A 24,267-nucleotide genomic window follows, 5' to 3' on the forward strand; every position below is an offset into this window, starting at 1 on the left:
CAGGGATCGCAAGAATTCCAACATGCCGAGCGCGTCGTATTGAGGTTGTAACCAGATGATCGAGTATCGCAACAGTCGAGCAAAAAAACTGATCACACCAATTATACGCGCCGCAGCCGCAGTCAAAACCGCTGTGCTGGCGATCTTCATGGTCGCGTCTTTTGCGGCCGAAGCGAATGCGTCCGACTTCACGCTGACATCTGTTCCGAACAATTTCACCGCTATTCTTGAAGACGGCAACGGCAACTCGATCACAGTCACTGTTTCACCGCAAAACACGTCTTGCGCCAGCATTAGCGGTGCTGGCCGCATCACGCTGTTTCCCAGTCAGAACCGCTCCGCCTGTAACCGTTCCGCGATTATGACCTATACGACGAATGGGTTTCTGCTGGATCGGGCTGTCTTCGAAGACATCGACGATATGGACGGCACCGCGCCACGGGATTCCTTTGCAGCAAACGTGCCGGGAACATGGACTTCACCTACCATCGAGATTTACCCGCTGGTCGGACCGCGCCCCCCTTGGCTGTCAGCCGCCGAAGATCAGCGCGGCCGATTGATCGCCTCGGGCGCCGTCGGAAGCTTCTTGGCAAACGCCAGCGGTAATAACCCGACAAATGAGTCTGCGACTTTCACGTTGGATACGCCGGCCACATCTTTCTCGATCATCATGGATGATGTTCAGGGTGCACGAAATGCGCGTGTTCAATTTTCGCTCGCGTCCATCACCGTCGATATTTCACCTGAGCTTACACTTGAGAAGGTTGTTGATAACTCGCTTGGCGGGTCCGCTGTGCCGGGTGACTTCACCTTGTCTTACACAAACGGCAGCACAGCATCCGGCAGCGGTGTCACCGGGTCTGCCGCTGTCACCGATGTCACGGTGCCGGTTGGCACATACACGATTTCAGAAACCGATGACCCGAACTATGCCTTAACGGCCACCTGTTCGGGCGGGGCGGACAGCAATCCGCTGGATGGTCTGGCTTTGGGGGATGCTGAGGATGTGACCTGCGTTCTGACCAACACCTTTGTTCCCGCCCCCGCGCTGGAGGTGACCAAGACCGTCCCGGCGACCAATCTGTCAAACCCACCATCGGTGGGTGACACGATTGCCTATCAGGTTGTGGTTGAGAATACCGGCAACGTGGACATCTCGGGTGTGGCGCCCGTCGATACCGGCCCGACCTTTAACGGAAGCGCCCATGCAGGTGCCGACCTGATCTGGGTGGCGGGCGGCAGCACGACGCTGGCACCGGGCGATACGACCACGTACACGGCGACCTATACCTTGGTGGCGGCAGATGTGGCGGCGCTGACCAGCGCGGCCGATCCGACGAACGCAATAGCCAACAGCGCGACCGCAACCGGCACGCCTGCGAACGGAACGCTCCCCCCCGTGACGCCCAGCACGGCCACGACCGGATACAGCGCCGCGCCGGGTTTGAGTGTTGCCAAGTCCGTGCCAGCCACCAACCTGTCGACACCGCCAACGGCGGGCGACACGATTGACTATCAGGTGGTGATCACCAACAGCGGCAACGTGGATGTGTCTGGCGTGGCCCCGATTGATACCGGCCCGACCATTGACGGCAGCGCCCATGCGGGTGCCGACCTGATCTGGACAACCAGTGACAGCACGACGCTGGCACCCGGCGCCTCGGCCACGTTCACGGCGACCTATACTTTGGTGGCGGCAGATGTGACCGCGCTGACCGCCTCAGCGGATCCGACCAGCGCGATTGCCAACAGCGCAAGTGCGACCGGCACGCCGACCTCTGGCAGTTTGCCGCCGGTAACGCCAAGCACAGCGACGACAGGTTACACCGCAGCCCCCGGTATGAGCGTGGCAAAAAGTGTCGCTGCCAACAACCTGTCCACCCCACCCGTTGCGGGCGACACGATTGAATATGAGGTGGTCGTCACCAACACCGGCAACGTAAACATCGACGGGGCAACGCCGGTCGATACCGGGCCGACCTTTGACGGCAATGCTCATGCCGGGACGGATCTGTTCTGGTTTACGGTTGGCAGCACGACGCTGGTGCCGGGCCAGGCCAAGACCTACTTCGCGACCTATACGCTTGTGGCCGCCGATGTCGCTGCGTTGACCAGCGCAGCAGACCCGACCAATGCGATTGCCAACAGCGCAACGGGCACCGGCACGCCGACCTCTGGCACCTTGCCTCCGGTGACGCCCAGCACCGCGACGACCGGCTACACCGCCGCGCCGGAGTTGAGCGTTGCGAAGTCCGTGCCTGCCACCAACCTGTCCAACCCGCCTGCGATTGGCGACACGGTCGACTATCAGGTCGTTGTGACGAACAGCGGCAATGTGGATATCTCGGGCGTGGCCCCTGTGGATACGGGGCCGACCTTTGACGGTGCCGCCCATGCGGGCGCTGATCTGGTTTGGACGACCAGCGACAGCGCGACGCTGGCCCCCGCAGGCACCGCGACCTTCACCGCGACCTATACTCTGGTCGCGGCGGATGTGGTGGCGCTGACCACGGCGGCGGATACGGCGACGGCGATTGCCAACAGCGCAACCGCAACCGGCACGCCGGTCAGTGGCAGCTTGCCTCCCGTTACGCCCGGCACGGCGACCACGGGTTATACCGCAGCGCCCGGCATCAATGTCGAGAAGACCGCGAATACCTCTGGGTTCAGCACGCCGGTCACAGCGGGCGATCAGATCGTCTTTACCATTCAGGTCGCCAATACGGGCAACACCGCGCTGACCAATGTGTCGCTGAATGACAGTCTAACCCGGCGCGATGGCGCGACGCTGACCTTGTCGGTTCCCGGTACGCCCAGCTCCGGCGATGGGGGTGTGCCTGGCACGCTCGATATCGGCGAGACGTGGGAATATCAGGCGACTTATACGCTGGTGCAGGATGACATCAACGCGGGAGGGGTTGAAAACACCGTGACCGGCACGGCGGATGTGCCGGGTGGCGGGACCGTGTCGGATGTCTCGGACGATGGCGATGATGGGGACGGCAACACCACCGACGACCCGACCGAAGTGTATATTGCGGCAACGCCAACGATCACCCTGGCGAAAAGCCTTGCCGCTGGCAGCCCCAACCCGTTTGATACGGTCGGGCAGGTGCTGGCCTATGAATTTCTTGTCACCAACACCGGCAATGTGTCGATCACCGCGCCGGTCGCAATTGACGACCCCCTGATCGCAGGGCAGGGCACGGGACCTGTCAGTTGCCCAACCGGACCGATCTTGCCGACCGCCAGCATCACCTGCACCGGCAGCTATCAGGTCACACAAGACGATCTGAACGCAGGGCAGGTCGTGAACGCGGCCACCGCAAGTGTCACCCAGCCGGTTGTGCCGGTAACCCCCGGCGGGCCAACATCAGTGACCGCGACCGATGGGCCGTCCGGTGTGACAGTTCCGGCCGACACGACGCCATCCATCAGCTTTGGCAAGGCGTTGGCATCCTCATCAGCCCTGACCTATGCGGCGGTTGGCGATCAACTGACATATGAATTCACCGTCACCAATGACGGCAACATCACTTTGGATGGGCCGTTCACCGTGGATGACGACCAGATCGGCAATGGTCTGGCCTGCGGCACCGGCCCGCTTTTGCCCGGCGCAAACGTGACCTGCACCCATGTCTGGACCGCCGCGCAGGAGGATCTGGACGCGGGATCAGTGACCAATATCGCGTCCGCTGCGACAACGCAGGGTGGCAGCCCGGTTCAGTCGCCAACCGACACGCTGACGGTCAATGCCTCGACCAGCCCCGCGCTAACGGTTGACAAAACGCTGCTATCCGCCACGCCGGACGTGTTCGATGAAGGCACCGTGCTGAGCTATCAGTTCGAGGTGACGAACACCGGCAACGTCACCATCGACGGGCCAATCACCATCACCGACAACAAGGCTACGGGCATCACCTGTGCGCCGTTGACGAATGGAGAATTGCTGCCCACCGAAAACGTCATCTGCACCGGTTCCTATACGATGGTTGCGGGCGATGTGGGCTTTGGGTCCGTCACCAACGTCGCCACCGCGACGGGTGATTATAACGGCACCCCCGTCACCTCGCCGTCTGATGATGCGATTTATCCGGTCAGCGCGACGCCTGCCATCTCGTTGACCAAGGACAGTGACCCGACCGATGTGACCTTTGCGGCAGCGGGCGACGTGATTACCTATTCTTATGAAATCACCAACGGTCCGACCGTCGCCCTGTCGGAAGACATCTCGATTGATGATGACAAGATCGGCGCGCCTTTCGTGTGTTACGATGCGTCGGTCAGTGGTGTGTTTGGGGTGAATGAAACCGCGACCTGTACCGCGCAGTATACCGTCACCCAAGCTGACGTGGACGCGGGCGAGGTGACGAACATCGCCGTCGGGTCGACCACTTTCGCGCCGGGCACGCCGGATGAAACGCTGGTGTTGTCGGGGCAGGCGACCAAGACCGTCCCGGCAGATACCGATCCGTCGCTGTCGATTGCCAAGACCATCTCGAACGGCCCGCAACCTGCCGCCGCGGGTGATGTGATCGAATTCACCATCACCGCGACCAATGACGGCAACCAGACCATCGCAAACGCGGCAGTGAGCGACCCGGATGTGGCCGCGCTGACCTGCACCCATCTTGGGTCGACCGTCACCGGGCCTGTGACCCTGTTGCCGACCGAGACGATCACATGCGTTGGTGACTATACCGTGACGCAAGGCGACATTGATGCGCAAAGCAAGATCAACATCGCAAACGTGTCTGGCACCGATCCCACCGGGGCGACGGTGTCGGTCGACGGGCAGGTGACTGTTGCACTGGTGGACAATACCGCAGCGCTTGAGTTGGAAAAAACCGTCACGCCCGCAGTGGCCCCCGGCACGCCGGTGTTCACGCAGGCAGGCGATACCGTCACCTTCTCGGTTCTGGCGCGCAACACGGGCAACGTGTCGCTGGAAAATGTGGTGATCACCGATGACCTTCCCGTGACGCCCACAAGCTGCACGGTGGGCGATCTAGCCGTCGGGCAGGCGCTGACCGTTTGCACCTTCACCTATACCGTGACGCAAGATGACGTGGATGCCGTGAACGGAGCGGCCCCGGCCTATGGCGGGTTCACCAACATCGCGCGCGCCACGGCCAATGACGTGACACCCGATGCCACGCCGATCACTGCGCAAGACGACGTGTTCGTGCGCGGCCCGGATCAAGCGCCCAGCTTCTCGCTTGCCAAATCGGCAGATGCGGCGCAGATCGCATCCGTTGGGCAGGTGGTTAATTACAGCTATCTGGTGACCAACACGGGCAATATCACGCTGACCGCCTTGCCGGTCGTGGCGGACGACAAGATCGCCAGCGTGACGTGTCCCGCGCTGCCGGGAGGCGAACTTGCACCAGGTGACGATCTGACCTGCACCGGCAGTTATACAGTGACGCAGGCCGACCTGAACGCAGGCAGCCTGACCAATATTGCGCGCGTCTCCTCGCCCGAGGTGCCGCTGCCTGCCTCGCCGGGGCCAGAGACGGACACCGTGACCTTGCCCGCCAACCGCACTGCGTCGGTGGATTTCGCAAAAACGGCCTCGATCACGTCAGGCGCGGCTGTTGGCGATGTGATCACCTATACCTATAGCGCGACCAACACCGGCAATGTGACGCTGACCGATGTGGCGGTCAGCGACCAGCACACCAGCGCGGCTGGCACCGTGGCGCTGAGCGTCGGTGGAGACGCGATTGATACGGATGTCGCACCCGCTGGAGACAGCACGGATGCCGCCCCCAATGGCAGCTGGGATACCCTTGCGCCGGGCGACAGCATCACCTTTACGGCCAGCTATACGGTCACGCAGGATGACGTGAACCAGCAGGGATCGCTGGACAACACGGCGAGCTTGGCGGCCACACCGCCTGCAGGGCTTCCCCCTGTTGACGAAACCGACGGGCTGTCGATCCCGGTCACCGCCCCGACGCCGGGGATCACCGCGCTGAAGACGCTGGCGACCGGTGGGTTGTCTTCGCCCCCCGTGGCGGGCGAGACACTGGACTTCACCATCACCGTCACCAACTCGGGCAATCAGGATCTGAGCAATATCAGCCTGATCGACGTGTTCCAACGGCTTGACGGATCGACCATCACCCCCGCCGCCCCGCCGCAATATGTCAGTGGCGATGTTGGCACGGCCAATGTGTTGGATGTGGGCGAGGCATGGACCTATTCCTTCCAACACGTTCTGACGCAGGCGGATATCGACGCAGGTGGCGTTAGCAACCAAGCCACCGCGCGCGGCCAGTCGCCCAGCAATGCGCTGGTGTCGGATGCGTCCGACGACGGCAACCCGGCCAATGGAGATGACAACCCGACCGTCTTGCCAATCGCCGTGACACCGGGGATCGAGGGGCAGAAAACCCTGTCTTCCGGCACTGGCGTGGTCGGCAGTCAGCTCGTCTTCCTGATCGAAGTGACGAACACCGGCAACGTGACGCTGACCAGCACCGGCATTCAGTCCGACACGCTGACGCGGGTGGACGGCACACCGCTGACGCCCTCGGCCCCGACGTTTGTCGGGTCAACGCAAGGGTCCGGCGCAGGCACTCTGTTGCCCGGCGAGGTTGCCAGCTACGAGGTTCGCTATACGCTGATCCAAGAGGATATTGACGGCGGCGGCGTGCGCAACAGCGCGACCGTCACCGGCACCCCGTCCAGTGGCGTGCCGATCACTGATGTGTCCGATGACGGTGACGACGGTGACGGCAACACCACCAATGACCCGACCGAGGTTTTGATCACGCAAACCCCGGCGCTGTCGATGGTCAAGATGGTTGGGGCGGGATCGTCCAACCCCTATGACACGGTCGGCCAGCTGATCAACTATGACTTCGTGGTCACCAATGATGGCAATGTCACCCTGACCGACCCGATCACCATCGCGGATGATTTGATCGACGGGGCGGGGGGCAGTGTCACCTGTGATCCGCTGCCAGCCGGTGGGTTGATCCCGACTGCGACGCTCAATTGTGCCGGGTCTTACACGGTGACGCAGGACGATATCGACAACGGGTCGGTGACCAATACGGCAACGGCCTCCAGCGGGGCGACGATATCGGCACCTGACAGCGTGACGGTGCCTGCCGGCCAGACTGATGCGCTGACCCTTCTGAAAGTGGCTGATCCGATCGCTGGTCCTGCCTTCTTTGTCGGCGCCACGGCGAGCTATACCTATACCCTGACCAACACGGGCAACACGACGCAGGTTGGGCCGTTCAGCATCAGCGACAACCTGATTGCCCCCGCCAACATCACCTGTCCTGTCCCTGCGGGGAACGAGCTTGCGCCGGGGGATGACCTGGTCTGCACCGCGACCTATATCATCACCTCGACCGATGTATTCCTGGGTGTGGTGACCAACCTTGCGACGGGCAGTTCGTCGACCACGACCTCGCCCCTGACGTCTGAAAGCATTCCCGACCAGGGCGTCGCGGCCTTGTCGATCGACAAGCAACTGGTCGCAGGTTCCGACTTCTCAGAGGTTGGTGATGTGATCGGCTATCAGTTCGTGGTGACCAACAGCGGCACCCGGACCCTGATCGAACCGATCATTGTGCGCGACAGCATTCTGGGCGACATCACCTGCTGGACGCCAAACCCGCCCACCGACCCCGATTTCCAAGTTGGGGAAGAGGCGATCTGCACCGGTGACTACGTCGTGACGCAGCCCGATCTGGATCGTGGTTTCGTCTTTAACGAGGCTTACGCCGAAACGACCTATGGCCCTGGTGACACACCGGTGGTCAGCCCGCCGGACAGTGTGACGGTGGATGGCGACCTGGTGCCCGATCTGACGCTGACCAAAACGGCGGCAACCTTGCCGGTGACGGCGGTTGGGCAGTCGCTGACCTATACGCTGATCGCCGAGAACACTGGCAACCAAACCCTGACGAATGTATCGATCTCCGATCCGTTCGTGCCCGGCCTTCCCTGCACGACAGCAACACTGGCGCGTGGAACAACGCTGCAATGCACCTTCCCCTATACGGTCACGCAGGCGGATATCGACAGCGGCACCCTGTCAAACCGCGCTGATGTCACGGCGCAGAACCCGCAAGGCGCGCCAGTGACCACCTTTGCGACGCTGGATATTCCGATGCCCGCCGCCGCCCCGGCGATAGAGCTGACCAAGGTCGCCTCGCCCTCGCCCTTTGGTGCGGCTGGCAGCACGCTGACCTATCAACTGTCAGTCACCAACACCGGCAATGTGACCCTGTCCAATGTCGAAGTGACCGACCCGATGGGCGGTGGCCAGATTTGCACGATCGCCTCGATTGCGCCGGGCGCGACGACGGGCGGGTGCAGCTTTGATGTGACCGTCACCCAAGACATGGTCGATGCGGGCGAGGTTGTGAACAACGCTTCGACCACTGCGACCGATCCGTTCAACACCCCGGTAACTGACATGGTCGAGTTGACGACCCCCGGCCCGGCCCGCGGCCCCGCGCTTGAGGCGACGAAGGTCGTTCTGGGCGGGCAGTCGGTGGTTGGCGGGCTGGTGGATTACAGCCTGTCGGTGGCGAACACCGGCAACGTCACGCTGCGCAATGTGAATGTCGTGGACCAGATGCAGTCGCTTCTGGGTGCGGTCACTGCGTTGGATGCGCCCTTTGCGCTGGACCCGGCCAGCGATCTGGACAGCGACGGTGAATTGGATGTGGGCGAGGTCTGGACCTACACCGCCTCGGTCACGCTGCGCCAGATTGATCTGAACCATGCAGGCCTGTCTAACCAGGTCACCGTCACCGCCGATGGTCCCGCAGGCAGCGGGCAGGCGACGGATGTGTCTGATGATGGCGATGACAGCGACGGCAACACGGTCGATGATCCAACCATCTTCGATGTGGTCGTGGACCCGCAACTGACTGTTGTGAAAGCCGTTTTGACCCCCGGCACACGCGCGGGCGATCAGGTGGTGTTCGAGATTACGGCGACCAACACCGGCAACCAGGACCTGACCGACCTGAGCGTGAGCGACACGCTTCTGCGCGCCGATGGCACGCCGATCCCGGCCACCGCCACGCCACTGTCTGTGCCCGCGACGCTATCGCCAACCGAGGACGCGGTTTGGCGCGTGACCCACACGCTGACCCAAGCGGATGTGGACGCAGGCGGGTTGCGCAACAGCGCGGTGGTCAGCGGCCTGTCGCCCGACAACTCTCCGGTCAGCGACCTGTCAGCCGACGATGATCCGCTTGACGGCAATAACACCGACGACCCGACCGAAATGCTGATCGCACCCGCACCGGGGATGGAGGTCATCAAGCGTGAAGTCTCCGCCGGAACAGCGGCAGGTGAGTCCGTTGTTTACGAGGTGACGGTTGAAAACACCGGTAACGTGACGCTGACGGGTATCGCGCTGGCGGACCAACTGACCGCCATTGATGGGACCGACCCGCGCGCCCTGACGCCGGTCTTCACCGGCGCGGATGGCACGCCGCCGTCACCGGCTGGCACATTGCTGCCGGGCGAGACCGCGACCTATGACGTGTCCCATGTTCTGTCGCAGGATGACGTGAACAAGGGCGGGGTGATCAACGTGATCACCGCAAGCGCCGCAACGCCACTTGGCGGATCGACCTCGGATGTGTCCGATGATGACGGGGTAGGGACGGATGACCCGACCGTCACACCGATCGCCGCCGCACCCGCGCTGGATGTGACGAAAACCGCCGGAGCGCCCTCGCGCCTGTTCCACACGGTTGAGCAATCGACCTTCACCATCACCGTCACGAACACCGGCAACATCACCCAGACGGGCATTCAGGTGGTGGACGATCTGGTGACGTTCCTTGCGCCTGCAACGCTGTTGTCTGCCGACTATCCGGTCACGACCACAGCGGCGGATTTCACCAACGGCACCGCCAGCGCAACCTTTGATGGGGTCGGCGACACAGCCCTTCTGTCCGGCGATCCGACGCTGGAGCCGGGCGAAACCGGCACGATCACCATCACCATGGTCTATTCCACCGCAAACGGCTTCCCGACTGCGCCGAACACGGCCAGTGCGACCTCGACCCAGTTGACCACGCCCAGCATCGGGCAGGGACCGCTGACGCCGAATGACAATGATGGCGATGGCACCCCGGATTATCAGGATTTCGACCCGACCGGCTATTTCTATTGCGAACAGGATGGGTCTGTTCTGACAGGCGGTCAGGTTAGTATCTCGGGTGGCGGATTCACACAAACAGGTGTGGGGACCAACGGGCCGATTGTCGTCACCGATGACGGAACGGACGGGTTCTATCAGTTCTTTGTCACCGCGCCGGGGACATACACGCTGGCGGTGACCTATCCGCCGATTGGCACGCCGTCAACGACGCGCACGCCCGGCGGAACGCTGGATATGACCACGCTGTTGCCAGCCAACCCGGCGCTGATCGGGTCGGGGACGACCCCGGATGGATCGACGCTGACGGACTATACGGCGGGCGGAAACCCGTTCTATTTCACCTTCGACATCGAAGCGGGCGACCCAGAGGTTCTGAACAACAACATCCCGTTGATGGATTGCCGCCCCAGCGTGCCGATCGTCGCCACCAAGTCGGCAGACCGCGACACTGCGGTGTTCGGCGAGAGTGTGAATTTCACCCTGACGTTTGAGAACATGTCTGGCGCAACCTTCCGCGACACGCGTCTGGTGGACGAATTACCGCCGGGCTTGCTGTATACCCCCGGCACCGCACGGGTGAACGACGCGGCGGTGGAGCCGAACGTGACTGGCCGCCAGTTGCGCTGGATCGAAACACTCAGCGCGTCAGAGAAGGTGACGATCACCTTTGCCGCCCGCATTGCATCGCGCGGCAACTTCGGCACGCTGACCAACCGCACATGGGCGCAGGATGCGAACGGAAACGTGCTGTCGAATGTCGCAATGGCCGATATCGAAATCCGGCCTGAACATGTGTTCGATTGCTCGGATGTGATCGGCAAGGTGTTCGACGACAAGAACCGCAATGGTTATCAGGATGGGCCCGGCACGTTGCCCGAGGCGATCCTTGACGACAACATCTATGACGGCAGCAAAGGCAAGCTTGCCCCGACAATTGAACGCCCCAACACGACCGAGCCGGGCTTGCCCGACGTGCGTCTGGTGTCGCCCAATGGCACGATCATCACGACCGATGATTATGGCCGCTTCTCGGTCCCCTGTGCAGCACTTCCCCGCACGATCGGGTCGAACTTCATGCTGAAGCTCGACAAGCGCAGCTTGCCCACGGGCTATCGCGTTACCACGGAAAACCCGCGGGTGATCCGCCTGACACCGGGCAAGATTGCCAAGCTGAATTTCGGTGCCGCGATTGGCAATGTGGTCGATATCGATCTGACCCGTGCAGCCTTCGCCAACGGAACGACGCAGCCAAGCGCGGGGCTTGGGCAAGCTCTGAGCGCACTGGTCAACCAGATCAGTGACAAAGAGACAGCGATCGAGCTGACTTATGTGCTTGGCGCGGGCGAAGATGCGGCCACGGGACGCGCACGTCTGAGGGCCGTCAAGCAGGTGCTTGAACGCCAGTGGCACGGAAAATATCGCCTTGATGTGGGCACCAATGTGGTGCGCAAACAATGAGCGCGGTGAGGTATAAGATGATGTATCGATTGACCAAATTCACCTTGGCTTGCGGCGCTTTTGTGCTGGCGCTGATTGGAACTGCACGCGCGCAGGACGGGTTCAGCATCACCATCAACGACGAACAATTCGCAGGCGATCCGGCGGTGCAATCTGCGACCCGAAAGATTGACCAGTCGCTTGCCGCCGCCGATGTGCAGGTCAAGTTCGACGGGCTTGGTGTGGTGCCGCGCCTGACGCTTCTGGTGCTGAACGAAACACCGCCCAAAGCTGGTGAAACCGTCGCGGTGCGCAGCGAGCTGAACTATCCGGCTTTTGTGACCCGTGCCGAGCTGCGGGTGATTGACCCGCGCGCCTTGGGTGGCGCACGCACGGTTCTGGTGGCGCCGATCGCCCCCAATGGGGATGCGCGCTTCACCATGCCGGACGGACGCGATCTTCTGGTCGTGCACCGCGTTTATGACCAGTTCGGACGCTTCGATGAAACCAATCCGATCAACATTGCGCCGCTGTCCGACGGCAGCGCGGAAACCACCGAAGCCGAGGCGGGCGTGGACAATGCCGCGCGCCGCCGCATACCCGTGCGTGGCGGTGCCGTGACCGTCAGCGGCAGCAGCGTTGCCCCCGGTGCCACGGTCCAAACCCTTGGCGAACAAGTCAAAGCCGACCGTTCGGGCAGCTTCGTCATTCAGCGTATCCTGCCCCCCGGTGACCACCCGGTCGGCGTGCGTGTTGCAGGGGCTGCACCGGCGTATATCGAACGCGAAATCTCGATCCCCAACACCGAATGGTTTGGGACGGGGCTGATTGACCTGACCTTCGGGCGCAAGCTTCAGGGTGGGGTAGGGGCCGCAGGTGGCTCGTTTGATCGCGACTATGGCTATGGGCGGATCGCGGGCTATGTCACCGGCAAGACCGCGACCGGTTGGGATGTGACGGCGCGGATCGACACCGGCGAAGACGAGTTCAAGAACCTGTTCAGCGGGCTGGACAAGAAAGACCCGCAATCGCGTTTACGCCGGATGCTGATCGAAGACGGCTATCCGACCTATGGCGATGACAGCACGCTGATCGACGGTGCGCCGTCGGATGGCAAGATTTACCTGAAACTGGCCAAGGATGGCAGCCACATCCTGTGGGGCAATTACAAAAGCCAGATCGAAAACAGCACCTATCTGCGCAATGAACGCACGCTGTATGGCGCGCAGGCGCTGTATCGGTCGCAGGCGCAAACCCGCAACGGCGAAAGCCGTCTGGCCGCCGAAATCTATGCCGCCAGCCCTGATCGTCTGCCGGGACGCGAGTATTTCGACGGCACCGGTGGGTCGATCTATTTTCTGACGCGCGATGATCTGACGCTTGGGTCCGAAACCGTCTCGGTCGAACTGCGCGACAAACGCACGGGGCGGGTGATCGCCACGACGCAGCTTGTCTATGGCGTGGATTACGAGATTGATTATAGCCAGGGCGTCGTCACCCTTTCTGCGCCCCTGAGCGGTTTTGGAACGTCAAGAAATCTGATCACGGAACCGGGCGGCGATCAGGTTCTGCGCCTTGCTGTGCAATATGAATACACCCCCAGCGCAACTGAGATCGACGGCGTTTCTTATGGTGGCCGGGTGGAAAACTGGGTCAGCGACAACGTGCGCGTAGGCCTGACCGGCATGGTCGAACAGACCGATATTGCCGACCAAACCGCGATTGGTGGCGATGTGCGTCTGCAATTCGGCGAAGACAGCTTTGTCGAGGTCGAATACGCCGAAACCAAGGGACCGGGTTTTGGCTCGTCGATCAGCTCGGACGGTGGGTTGATCGTGACGACCTCGACCACCGCTGGCACCGTGGGCGGCACCGGCGAGGCATGGCGCCTGCGCGGACAGGCCGAGTTTGCCGATCTGGGTGTGGATATGCCCGGCCGCGCAACCGGCTATTATGAAAAACGCAGCGCGGGCTTTTCGACGCTGGACTACCAGATCGTCAATGACGAAGAGCTTTGGGGCGTCACGCTGGAGGTTGAACCGACCGAACGGCTGGCCTTCCGCCTTTACGCTGATGACTACAAGGACAGCACCGGCAAGACATTGACCGAGGTCGGGGCAGAGCTGACCTTCAAGGCAACCGAGCGGATAACGCTGGATTTCGGGGTCGAGCATTTGGATCAAGTCACCCCCGGTGGCGATGCGGATGAAACCGGAACGCGCACCGATGCGGCGGTGCGTCTGACCTATAAGGTCAGTGATGACTTCAGCTGGCATATATTTGGCCAGCATACGTTAAACCGCGCGGGCGGGCTTTTGCGCAATGACCGGTACGGCGCCGGGGCCAGCCTGCGCTTTGCGGAAAACTGGACGGTCGAAGGCGAAGTGTCCGACGGCACCCTTGGCATCGGCGGCAAACTGTTGCTGACCTACCAAAGCGATGGCTATGACAGCGCCTATTTCGGCTATGAGCTTGACCCCGGGCGAGAGTTGACAGGCATTGATCTGAACGGCTCCGACAGCGGGCGGTTCGTGCTTGGCGGCAAGCGTCAGGTCAGCGATTCAGTCAAGCTTTACGGAGAAAATACCTATGACATCTTTGGCCGTCACCGGTCACTGGTCAGCGCGTATGGCGTCGAATACGCCTATGACGAAGCGCTCAGCTTTTCGGCGGGGTTCGAGACGGGTCGCATAAATGACAGGACCGAAGGCGACTATGACCGCAATGCCTATTCCGTGGGCGTGCTGTATGACGACGGCAACGCGCTGAGCTTTGCGGCCAAGGCGGAATTCCGTCGCGACCGGGGCGTCAGCGCGGGCACGATCCGCGATGCGGACGCGTGGCGCGTTGCGGCGTCGGGGCAATACAAGTTTAACGAAAGCCACCGTCTGGTCTTCTCAGCCGACCATACCAATGTGGACAGCGTCAGCCCCACGCTGGACAATGGCGTCTATACCGATGCGGTGCTCGGCTATGCGTTCAGACCGGTGGATCATGACCGGCTGAACATGCTGTTCCAGTATCGCTATTTCCACGATTCGCTTGGGCAGATCGTTGACCAGACCGGTGAACGCGGTCAGCGTCAGGAAAGCCATATTCTGTCGCTAGATGTGGAATATGACCTGAACCGGTTCTGGACGATCGGCGGCAAGTTGGGGCTGCGCAAGTCGGTGTCATCACCCAGTGCAGGCGTCGCCTTTCAGCAAAACGATGCAGGTCTGGCGGTCGTGAACGCCCGCTATCACCTTGTGCACAAATGGGACCTGTTGTTCGAAGCCCGCCATCTGGAAGCCAAGCAAGCGGGCCTGTCGGAAACCGCATTCCTTGGGGCCGTCTATCGTCAAATCGGGGACAACGCCAAGATTGGTGTCGGGTATAATTTCGGCAGTTTCAGTGACGATCTGACCGACCTGACCTTCGACGACGAAGGCGTGTTCATCAATGTGATCGCCAAGTTCTGAACGCAGAAGACAATAGGGAACCCTCGGTCGTGATCAAAGTCGGTTTCATTGGATTTGGCGCGATTGCGCAATATGTGGCGCAAAAATTGCCGGAAATCGATGGCGAGATTGCATTCGTCATCGTGCGGCCGGGACGCGAAGATGCCGCAAAACAAGCGATGGGCGCAGGGATAGAGACGCTGACCTCACTTTCAGACGCGCGCGCAGATGTGGTGGTTGATTGCGCAGGGCACGCAGGTTTGCGCGAGCACGGTGCCGAGATTTTGCGCGCCGGTATTCCGCTTGTGACCGTGTCCATCGGTGCGCTTGCCGATGATGCGTTGCGCCGCGAACTAACGGACGCAGCCGTTGCAGGGGGCACGCAGTTGCATCTGTCCACCGGCGCGATTGGTGGGCTGGATGCCATCGCCTCGGCGCAAGTGGGCAAGCTGGAGGAGGTGACATACAAGGGTCGCAAGCCGCCCAAAGGGTGGAAGGGGTCGCCCGCTGAGGACGTGATGGATCTGGACAATCCGGGGTCTGAGGCGACCGTGCATTTTGAAGGCACCGCGCGCGAGGCGGCGTTGAAATACCCCAAGAATGCCAATGTCGCCGCCGCCGTCGCGCTGGCCGGTCTGGGATTTGATGACACGGGTGTTCAATTGATCGCGGACCCGAATGTAGACGCGAATATCCACGAAATCACCGCGCGCGGCGATTTCGGAGAGTTGACCTTTACCATTCTGGGCAAAACGCTACCCGACAACACACGCACGTCGGCTTTGGCGGCGATGAGCGTGGTCAAGATGATCGCCGACCGTAACCGGCCGATCAGGCTCTAATCCAGCCGAATAATGGGCCCGCCTGTCGCCTCGGCATCTTCGGCGTCATGGGTGACCAAAAGCACCGGAAGGGCGCGCGCCTTGGCGTGGTCGAAAACCAGTTGACGTACTTGGCCGCGTAGCTCTGCGTCCAGACCTGAAAATGGTTCATCCAGCAACAACGCGTGCGGTTCCGACAGTAACATCCGCATCAAGGCCACACGCGCGCGCTGCCCGCCAGACAGGGTGGCTGGGTCGCGGTTGGCGAAGCCGCCCAGCCCGACCTCGGCCAGGGCCGCGTTTATCCGCGCGCGACGGTCGGCTTTTGTGCCGCCCTGCGCCAGCCCGAAGGCAAGGTTCGCGCCTACATTCAGGTGCGGAAACAGCAACGCGTCTTGAAACAGGATGCCGACACAGCGCTCATCCGGCGGCAGTGTGGTCAGGTCGCGCCCGTTCAGATGGATCTGCCCGGACAGCGCGAAATCGGGTGAAAGAGTGCCTATTATGGCGGAAAGCAGGGTAGATTTGCCCACGCCAGACGGCCCCATGATGGTTACAACCTCGCCGGGGGCGACATGGGTGTTGATCGACATCAGGGGCTGGCCCGAATGGGTGATCTTAACCTTGTTCAGGTGCAATCCCTTAGCCATGCAAAAGCCCCTTTCGGTTGCGCCATATCAGGGCGGGCAGGGCCAAAGCCAGCGCGAATGGCACCAAAGCGGCGGCGGTTTGCATCAGGCCAAACACCCCGATTGCACGACGATCACCGCCTGAGGCCAGCGCGACGGCTTCGGTCGTCAGGGTTTCAATGCGCCCGCCACCGACCAAAAGCGTGGGCAGGTATTGCCCGACCGACACCGCCACGCCGACTGCGATGGCGGTCAGAAGAGGTGCCAGCAGCATCGGCAGACGGATGCGCCACAACACCCGATTGGGGCTGGCACCAAGGGCGGCGGCGACGGTGGCCTGGCGCGGGTCCCATGCCTGCCATGGCCCTTCAAGCGACAGGCGCAGATAGGGCAGGACGAACACCAGATGCGCCAGCACCACCGGTGCGCGGCCCATATCCAGCCCAAAGCCTAGAAACAGCGTTTGCAGCCCCGGCAGAAACGCGGTTTGTGGCACGATCAGGGGCAGATAGATCAGCCACATACCGCGCTGAGTCAGGCGCAGGTTGCGGCGGTTTTCGGTTTCAAGACAGCCGATGGTCAGCATCATGCCGATGGCGCCGGCGACCCCGGCAATCAGAATGGTTTCAAAAAGAGCGTCTAAACCGCCGGATTTGTGACGAATCCAGTTGCGGGCAGTGAATTGGTCGGGGAGCAGATCGGGGAAAGTCCAGAACCCGGCGAAGGACCAGATGGCGAGGCTAAGAAGCCCCAACAGAAGCGCGACCGAGATCGCGGTGCCAAGGGCAAAACCTGTGAGCCGCAGGGGGCGGTCGTAATGGCCGCGGTGGCCCATCTCAATGCGCCTGCAGGCAAGGTGGGCGACCAGTTTTTCACCTGCGAACCACAACCCGACGGCACCGATGACCAGCGCCAGTTGCACCAGTGCAGCAGCGGCAGCTTGAAGGCGGAAGGCAAGGTCCGGGTCCGACATCCAGCGCACGATCTGCACCGATAGGGTCGGGGGCGTCGATGGGCCAAGGATCACCGCCACATCCACCACCGACATGGACCATGTCAGCACCACCAGCACGGGCAGGCGGATGCGGGCATAGACCGCCGGGTAGATGGCGAACATCCATGCGGACATGCGGCCGTAGCCCATGCTTTGGCTGAGCGCCATGCGGCGGCGTCCGTCGATTTGCCCAAGGGCGGCGATGGACATGAGCAGCAAGAACGGCACCTCTTTCATCACCATGCCAAGGGTCAGGGCGATGCCCAAAGGGTCGTTCAGGATCAGTACGTCGGGTGGGCGGTCCCAGCCGGTGAGCCACGGGGAAAACAGGCGCGCGATCCAGCCTGACGGGGCGATCAGGAAGGCCAGCCCAAAGGCCGCGGCGGCGTGGGGGACGGACAGGAAGGGCGACAGCAAGCGCTCAAGGACGCGAAAGCCGCGTGTGCCTGCCCAGCCTGCGAGGATCAGCGCGGTGATCGCCAGCGACAGGATCGCAGCGGCCAGCCCCGTTGTCACAGACAGCCGCACCGCTGGACCAAAGCCGGGCCAGTCGATGAGCGCGCGGAAGGCGTCCAGCGATGGGCCGGACAGCCCCGCGGCAGGCAGGTGGCCAAAGGCTGGCAGCAAGGTGCCCCACAGCCCTGCCGCAACAGGCCCCAACAGCACCAGAACGGTCAGCGCCGGAAACAGAGGCAGGCGGGGAAATCTGCGGGATTGGGCCATATCAGGGTCTATTGCACGCCGTATCGGGTCTGCCAGTCATCAGAAATGCGGGTCATCCAGCTGGGGTGCGGTTCGTCCTGCACATCGCCCAGTTGCTGGGGTGTCAAGGTGGCGATGCCAAGGTCCAGCGCGTCGAATTGCGCGCGATCCTCGGGCGGCAGGGCACCGACATGCAGGACGGTGCCATAGCCCAACACCTCGGGGTCTTGCGCATGGGCTTGTGCCATGGGCGACATCAGGAAATTGGCGACGACCATCGCACCCGCTTTAGAGCCTGAATTATAGGGGATCGCCACGAAGGACGCGTTGCCAATGGTGCCTTTTTTCAGGACGAATGTGCGCACGGTGGCGGGCAGTTCGTAGTTGGCTATGGCGGTCGAGGCTTCGGACGGTGAAAAGCTGATCGCCAGGTCGATCTCGCCATCATTCATCAGCTGGATCTGGCGCGGCCCGTTGGCGGAATAGGCGCGGCCTTGGCGCCATAGGGTCGGGGTGAGGTCTTCGAGGAAGTCCCACAGCGGCGCGGTGACGGTGGCGTAGGTGTTGTCGGACACGGGGGCGGCCAGCGCGGCGGGATCATCCACCAGTTCAACCAGCATTTGTTTCAGAAAGGTAGTGCCAAGGAAATCGGGCGGCTGAGGATAGGTGAAGCGGCCGGGGTTGGCCTTGGACCAGTCAAGAATTTCAGCGGCCGAGGGCAGGGGGGTCGAAATATCCGCCGTGTCATACATGAACACGACCTGCGCCATGGCCCATGGGGCCTCATAACCCTCGACAGGAACGGTGAAGTCAGTGCGCACGGTTTTGCCTTCGACATCGACATATTGCCAGTTGGGCAGGTCTTCCGCGAAGGGGCCGAACAGCAGCCCGTTTTCCTTCATCGACGCGAAATTGGCCCCGTTGATCCAGATCAGATCAATCGCGCCGTCATCATCCTTGCCTGCCTGCTTTTCCGACAACACGCGGGTGACGGCGTCGGCGGTGTCGGTGAGTTTCACATGCTCCAGCGTCACGCCAAACCGCCCGCTGACCTGATCGCCCACCCAGTCGATGAACGCATTCGTCGTGGGGGACCCGCCCCAAGCGTTCCAATAGACGGTTTGGCCGTGGGCTTCGGCCTCGACCCCCGCCCAATCGGCTGGATTAGGGTCTGATAGGGCCGGGTGCGTCAGCGCGCCCAAGGTGAGGCCGGCGGCAAGGGCAAGGTGTTTCATGAGGTCTCTTTCTGGTCGGACGGGGGGATGGCGAATGCCTGATACGCGCCCCAGACGCGTAAGGTGGCGGTGGCAAAACACAGCATGCCAAACAGGTAGGCGAGCGGCGCGAAATATGTTGGCAGAAGGCAGAGAAGGACGAAGAAGGCGATCGTCTCGGTGCCCTCCAGCAGCCCGTTGGAGTAATACAGCGACTTGATGCCTTGCGCGCGGGTAGCCATGCCCTTTTTCTCGGCGAGGATTGCATAGCCCAGAAAGCTGGCTCCGTTCACATAGAAGGACAACAGCAGGAACGCCCCCGCGACCCCGTTGGCCGCCGGATCAAACAGCACGAACCCGAAGGGCACCGCACCGTAGAAAAAGAAATCCGACGCGATATCAAGGTAGCCGCCGAACTCGGTTTTGTGCGTTGCGCGCGCCACTGCGCCGTCCAGCCCATCGGCCAGTCGGGACAGCAGGATCAGGCACAAACCCACCGCAAAAGCACCCGATGCGATCGCCACAGCCGCTGCCAACCCGAAACCCAAGCCAGCCAGCGTCACTGAATTTGCGCCGATGCCCAGACGTGCCAGTCCGCGCCCGGCCACGTTCAGCGGCGGGTCGATCAGTTTGCGTGCATAGGCGTCCAGCATCTGCGGCCCTTTCCCCTCCCCGCAGTCGCGCGGGAATTGCTTGTTTGGATATGTGGACCGGAACGCCCCCATCCGTCCATCCGGCTTACGAAATCGTGAGAGGATGTCATTGCGCGCGCGCGCCTTTTCGACCCTTGCACCTGACCCCGCTTTCGCGTTCTGTAAACCCATCACCCAATCGACGAGGTTCTGATGTCCCCCGCTTCCAGCAGAAAAATCCGTATCGGTTTGAACGGCTTTGGCCGCATTGGCCGCTCGATCCTGCGCATCCTGTCCGTGACGCCGTCGGATTTCGAGGTCGCGTTCATCAATGACATCGAATCCTTGGACACCTGCGCCTATCTGTTCAAATACGACAGCGTGTTCGGCCCCTTTGCGGGTCAGGTTGAGCCGGTCGAGGGCGGGTTGTCGATCAATGGCACGGTGATCCCGTTTCATGGCCTATCCGACATCAGCACGATGGACCTGTCGGATGTGGACGTGGTGCTGGAATGCACCGGCATGGCGGGCAAGCGGGCGGTGGCGGAACGCGGGCTTCAGGCCGGCGCGCGCAATGTGTTGATTTCCGGCCCGTCGAACGAGGCGGACGTGACAATCGTTCTGGGTGCGAACGAGGATAAGCTGACCGGGCAGAAGATCGTGTCGAACGCATCCTGCACCACCAACGCGCTGGCACCTTTGCTGAAGCTGTTGGATGACGAGCTGGGCGTGATCGGCGGGCATATGACCACGGTGCATTGTTACACCGGCAGTCAGCCGACGGTGGACAAGCCGCGTGCCGATCCTGCGCGGTCGCGGGCGGCGGCCTTGTCGATGGTGCCAACCACCACCAGCGCGCATGAACTGGTCGGCGAGGTGTTGCCCCATCTGGCGGGCCGTATCGAAGCGCGGGCGATCCGGGTGCCGACCGCCAGTGTTTCAGCAATTGATCTGACCGTGCGCACCCGGCGCGAAGTGTCAGTGGACGCGGCGGGCGATATCCTGAAAGCCGCCGCAACTGGCCATGTGCTGGGCTGGACCGACGAGCCGCTGGTGTCCAGTGACCTGCGGATGCGGCCCGAAAGCCTTGTGTTGTCGGGGCCTGAGACCTCGGTTTCTGGAGGCGGGCTTTTGCGCGTTTTCGGTTGGTATGACAACGAATGGGGCTTTTCGCACCGGATGCTGGATGTGGCGCGGATGATTGCCAACAAAGATGGGACGCAAGAATGACGCGCATCGGATTTGTCGGCACAGGAGAGATCGCGGCGGCCATGGTCACCGGCCTGATCGGGCAGGGGCATCAGATCACGGTGTCGGAACGCAACTCTGGCATGGCTGCGGCGCTGGCGGCGCAATCCACTGATGTCACCATTGCGCCCAACGAACAGGTGGTCGCCGACAGCGATGTGGTCTTTTTGTGCCTTCTGGCCGATGTTGCGCGCGACGTTCTGCCGGGTTTGCCGTTTCGTGCGGATCACAGCGTGATTTCGGTGATGGTTGATGCCTCACTGGGCGATTTGTCGGCGCTGTGTGCTCCGGCGCGCGATATTGCGGTCACGATCCCCTTGGCCTCAATCGCCGTGGGCGGGTCGGCCTTGCCGGTCTATCCTGACAGTGCGGCGCTGCGCGCGTTGTTTGGCGACACGGACATGATTATCCCCTGCCGGGACGAGGCTGCGCTGAACGCGCATTTTGGAGCGTCAGCGCTTGCCTCGCCGGTCCTTGATCAAATGCGGGCGGGGGCAGGGTGGTTGGCCGCGCTGACTGGCGACCCGAAAGCGGCCGAACAGTATGTTGCCACCGTTTTCGCAGGCTTCCTGCGCAGTATGGCGGAAAACCCCGAAACCTCGTTCAGCGATTTGTTGGACAGTTTGGCAACTGAAGGCGGGCTAAATGCCACGCTGCGTGCCCATATGCGCGACGCCGGGACCATTCAAGATCTGACCACCGGGCTGGACGCATTGAAACCGCGTCTCGGGTTGGCGGACTAGACTTGCATAAGCCCTAAAAAATTAAAAACGGGTCGGTGGGAGGAACCGACCCGTTTTTTGATCTGCGTCGTGCGGCCCACCGGCACCGGCATAGCCAGCTACACCCCCGCAGTGCAGATCACAGGACAACGCTTGCGTCGTCGTCCAATGCAATTTTTGTGACCGTGTCGTGGCGAAGAAGATCCTCGATCTGGTGCGAGGTCAGGTCGGCGACAAGCAACTGAATCTCGATCAGGTTGTCATCGACCATGACGCCGTTCTTGTTCAGATGGTCCATCAAAGGCGTGCTGTCTTCGGTGCAGGAAATCAGCACGGGATGAGAATTTCGCGAAAAGCTCTCCATCCGGTCTTTCAGCTTCGGGTCCAGTTTTTGCATCGTCATCCCCTTCGGCAATCAGCTTGGTTTTTGGTTTGTCATCTCTGGGTTTCGGGTCTGTGTTCTGGTGCGAACTGAGAAGCCAGCCTGGGTTTGCAAAGGATCTGGTGATGAAAATGGTATTCGCCAGACTGGCAACTCAGTACGCCCTTGTACTATGCCGTAGCGGCATAAACGCGGCGAAAAGGCGGCGTGAATGTTGCGTTATAAAGCGTGTCTAAAGGGTGGGTTTGCGTGAATTCAGCGTGTTGGGCGCAAGAAAAAGCCGCCGGGGCGCGGGACCCGGCGGCGATTTGGTCTGGGCAGAGGGTCAGCTTAAGGCGGCCGTCACCGCTGCCTTGGCATCAATCAGGCCTGCGCCAAAGAAGGTGCCAAACGCGTCTGCGTCTTCATTGCTGGCATTCATGCTGTCAGATTTCAACGGCAGCACCGCCCCCATCATCGGCATATCGCGGCGCGCGGTTTCGATCAGCAACGCTTTCACGTCACATCCGTCGCGCAGACCCGTCCGTGATTTCGACAGCCGTTCGGCCCGGCGCACCAGCGCGACCACGCCACCAACAAGGGCTGACGCGCCCGAGGTGCCGCCAAACTGGGTGTAAAACCCGCTTTTCGCGGCCTCGCCCGGAAGATCCATGTCGCCCGCATCCGCCCCGTCGTAGCCGTAACTTCCGGCAATATCGGTGCTAAGCAACGCCTTCTTGCTGTGAGGTACCGCCATCGCAGTTTCTGGTTTCAGATAGTTGATCTTGTCCAGCCGCTTGGGCGTTTCGCGTAGTTGGTGGCGGTTGAAGACCTCCATATCATCAGACGGGGCGACCAGCGTTAGCCCGTCGCCGTAATTGGCATAACCCGACCGATATCCCTGACCCGACACTGCGCCCACGGCGATGATGCCGTTTTCGCGGTTGGCCAGGCTGGCGGGGAACAGAAGTTGGCTTTCGCCTTCGTTACCGGAGGCGCAGACAATGGGAACATGTTTGCTGATCGCGATGAACAGCGCCCGCACCACGCGCCACAGGTGGCGTCCGGTTTGTGACAATTGCGGCGCGGTGGGGTCATGGGGCGATGCGTTCGCCTGCAATACAGCGATCCGGTGCAGAAGGTCGGCGGCCTCGTGATTGGCCCAGCTTTGCAGTTCCGCCTTGAAGTCGTCTTTTGGCGAAATCACCGAGGCTTCGGGGTCCGGCAATCCGCGCGGCATGACGATCACGTCAGGCTTCTGGGTCCACGCATAAAGCAGGGCTGCGATGAATTGCAGCGGGTCGTTGTCAAACCCCGTGCGCAGCGAAATCAAGTTGGAAAACGGATCGACCCCGAAATAAGGGATTACCCCGGTTGAGGGTTTATCGTCCGGGTCGCAGCAATGTTCCGGCCCGCCCACGATCAGCCCGCTGACGGCGGTCCCGTGCGAGGCAAACTTGGCCTCGGAGTCGCCATGGGGGCGCAATTCGCCGGTGCTGTCGGCCAGATGCTGGACCACTTCGTCGAAGATGACGACCTCGTCCGCCAAAAGGCCATCAAGGTGCAGATCGTCGACATTCAGCCCGGCGAAGTTCTTTTGATCGCCGTCCGTGCCTGTCGCCAGCCGCGAGCCATAAGGTGAGCAGGTGAAATCGAGCGAGCGGGCGCGGTCTACCCGGTCTTTCAGATTGGGGTGCGAAAAGCTGCACCCGACGTCGATCAGAACCACGGTGGAGGGATCAGCTTCGGCCTTCGTGCCCAGCATGTCCCACAACGTATCGGCAAAGCCGGTTCTGGCAGCGTCCGGCGTGATCACCCCCAACGATACAAGGTGCCATAGATAGTAGTAGTTGTTCTCTTCCACATGCTCGGCTTCGATACATTTTGAAACTGTCTTGTTCATGACCTCATCCC

General features: G+C 61.7%; 11 protein-coding genes. 5 read left to right on the forward strand and 6 right to left on the reverse strand.

Annotated features, from left to right (window positions below; genetic code table 11):
- The first annotated feature begins 55 nt into the window (after positions 1-55).
- From MUY35_RS14835 to MUY35_RS14845, 3 genes are read left to right on the forward strand one after another with little or no spacing between them, the layout of a single operon-like run.
- Positions 56-11,611, forward strand: coding sequence for a hypothetical protein (locus MUY35_RS14835; protein ID WP_248369956.1), 11,556 nt, complete (start codon positions 56-58; stop codon positions 11,609-11,611).
- Between the two features lie 29 nt (positions 11,612-11,640).
- On the forward strand, positions 11,641-15,051 hold the full coding sequence (locus MUY35_RS14840; protein ID WP_248369957.1) for a DUF481 domain-containing protein: 3,411 nt from the start codon (positions 11,641-11,643) through the stop codon (positions 15,049-15,051).
- Between the two features lie 32 nt (positions 15,052-15,083).
- Complete coding sequence (locus MUY35_RS14845; RefSeq protein WP_248370002.1) at positions 15,084-15,872, forward strand: aspartate dehydrogenase; 789 nt, start codon at positions 15,084-15,086, stop codon at positions 15,870-15,872.
- Here MUY35_RS14845 and MUY35_RS14850 read toward each other — a convergent pair.
- The 4 genes from MUY35_RS14850 to MUY35_RS14865 are packed head-to-tail and all read right to left on the reverse strand — an operon-like array spanning position 15,869 to position 20,214.
- The gene (locus MUY35_RS14850) at positions 15,869-16,501 is read right to left on the reverse strand and encodes an ATP-binding cassette domain-containing protein (RefSeq protein ID WP_248369958.1); all 633 of its coding nucleotides are present in this window, start codon (positions 16,499-16,501) and stop codon (positions 15,869-15,871) included. The two genes, MUY35_RS14845 and MUY35_RS14850, sit on opposite strands and share 4 nt — an antisense overlap.
- Positions 16,494-18,197 carry an ABC transporter permease subunit gene (locus MUY35_RS14855; protein WP_248369959.1) on the reverse strand — a complete coding sequence of 568 codons (1,704 nt, stop codon included), beginning with the start codon at positions 18,195-18,197 and terminating at the stop codon, positions 16,494-16,496. The genes MUY35_RS14850 and MUY35_RS14855 overlap by 8 nt, the downstream gene beginning before the upstream one ends.
- Positions 18,198-18,205: 8 nt before the next feature.
- The gene (locus MUY35_RS14860; RefSeq protein WP_248369960.1) at positions 18,206-19,411 is read right to left on the reverse strand and encodes an ABC transporter substrate-binding protein; all 1,206 of its coding nucleotides are present in this window, start codon (positions 19,409-19,411) and stop codon (positions 18,206-18,208) included.
- Positions 19,408-20,214, reverse strand: a complete 807-nt coding sequence (locus MUY35_RS14865; protein ID WP_348984516.1) for a CDP-alcohol phosphatidyltransferase family protein — start codon at positions 20,212-20,214, stop codon at positions 19,408-19,410. The genes MUY35_RS14860 and MUY35_RS14865 overlap by 4 nt, the downstream gene beginning before the upstream one ends.
- 21 nt (positions 20,215-20,235) lie before the next feature.
- Between MUY35_RS14865 and MUY35_RS14870 the strand changes: the two genes are divergently transcribed.
- Positions 20,236-21,252: a glyceraldehyde 3-phosphate dehydrogenase NAD-binding domain-containing protein gene (locus tag MUY35_RS14870; protein WP_248369961.1), complete on the forward strand. Its 1,017-nt coding sequence runs from the start codon at positions 20,236-20,238 to the stop codon at positions 21,250-21,252.
- A complete protein-coding gene (locus tag MUY35_RS14875) occupies positions 21,249-22,013 on the forward strand; it encodes an NAD(P)-binding domain-containing protein (RefSeq protein WP_248369962.1) in 765 nt (254 codons plus the stop codon). The genes MUY35_RS14870 and MUY35_RS14875 overlap by 4 nt, the downstream gene beginning before the upstream one ends.
- A gap of 118 nt (positions 22,014-22,131) precedes the next feature.
- Here the strand turns inward: MUY35_RS14875 and MUY35_RS14880 are convergent, their stop codons facing one another.
- Positions 22,132-22,389: a hypothetical protein gene (locus MUY35_RS14880; RefSeq protein ID WP_248369963.1), complete on the reverse strand. Its 258-nt coding sequence runs from the start codon at positions 22,387-22,389 to the stop codon at positions 22,132-22,134.
- A gap of 310 nt (positions 22,390-22,699) precedes the next feature.
- Entirely contained in the window at positions 22,700-24,256 is a 1,557-nt protein-coding gene (locus MUY35_RS14885) for a S8 family serine peptidase (protein WP_248369964.1), read from the reverse strand.
- Between the last annotated feature and the right edge of the window lie 11 nt (positions 24,257-24,267).

Origin of the sequence: Aliiroseovarius sp. S1339, from assembly GCF_023195695.1 — a bacterium.
Lineage (GTDB): Bacteria > Pseudomonadota > Alphaproteobacteria > Rhodobacterales > Rhodobacteraceae > Aliiroseovarius.

Excerpts from the sequence above, each read along its gene's own strand:
- MUY35_RS14835 (WP_248369956.1), top strand. The coding sequence starts at position 56 with ATGATCGAGTATCGCAACAGTCGAGCAAAAAAACTGATCACACCAATT.
- MUY35_RS14850 (WP_248369958.1), bottom strand. The coding sequence starts at position 16,501 with ATGGCTAAGGGATTGCACCTGAACAAGGTTAAGATCACCCATTCGGGC.
- MUY35_RS14855 (WP_248369959.1), bottom strand. The coding sequence starts at position 18,197 with ATGGCCCAATCCCGCAGATTTCCCCGCCTGCCTCTGTTTCCGGCGCTG.
- MUY35_RS14860 (WP_248369960.1), bottom strand. The coding sequence starts at position 19,411 with ATGAAACACCTTGCCCTTGCCGCCGGCCTCACCTTGGGCGCGCTGACG.
- MUY35_RS14865 (WP_348984516.1), bottom strand. The coding sequence starts at position 20,214 with ATGGGTTTACAGAACGCGAAAGCGGGGTCAGGTGCAAGGGTCGAAAAG.
- MUY35_RS14870 (WP_248369961.1), top strand. The coding sequence starts at position 20,236 with ATGTCCCCCGCTTCCAGCAGAAAAATCCGTATCGGTTTGAACGGCTTT.
- MUY35_RS14875 (WP_248369962.1), top strand. The coding sequence starts at position 21,249 with ATGACGCGCATCGGATTTGTCGGCACAGGAGAGATCGCGGCGGCCATG.
- MUY35_RS14880 (WP_248369963.1), bottom strand. The coding sequence starts at position 22,389 with ATGCAAAAACTGGACCCGAAGCTGAAAGACCGGATGGAGAGCTTTTCG.
- MUY35_RS14885 (WP_248369964.1), bottom strand. The coding sequence starts at position 24,256 with ATGAACAAGACAGTTTCAAAATGTATCGAAGCCGAGCATGTGGAAGAG.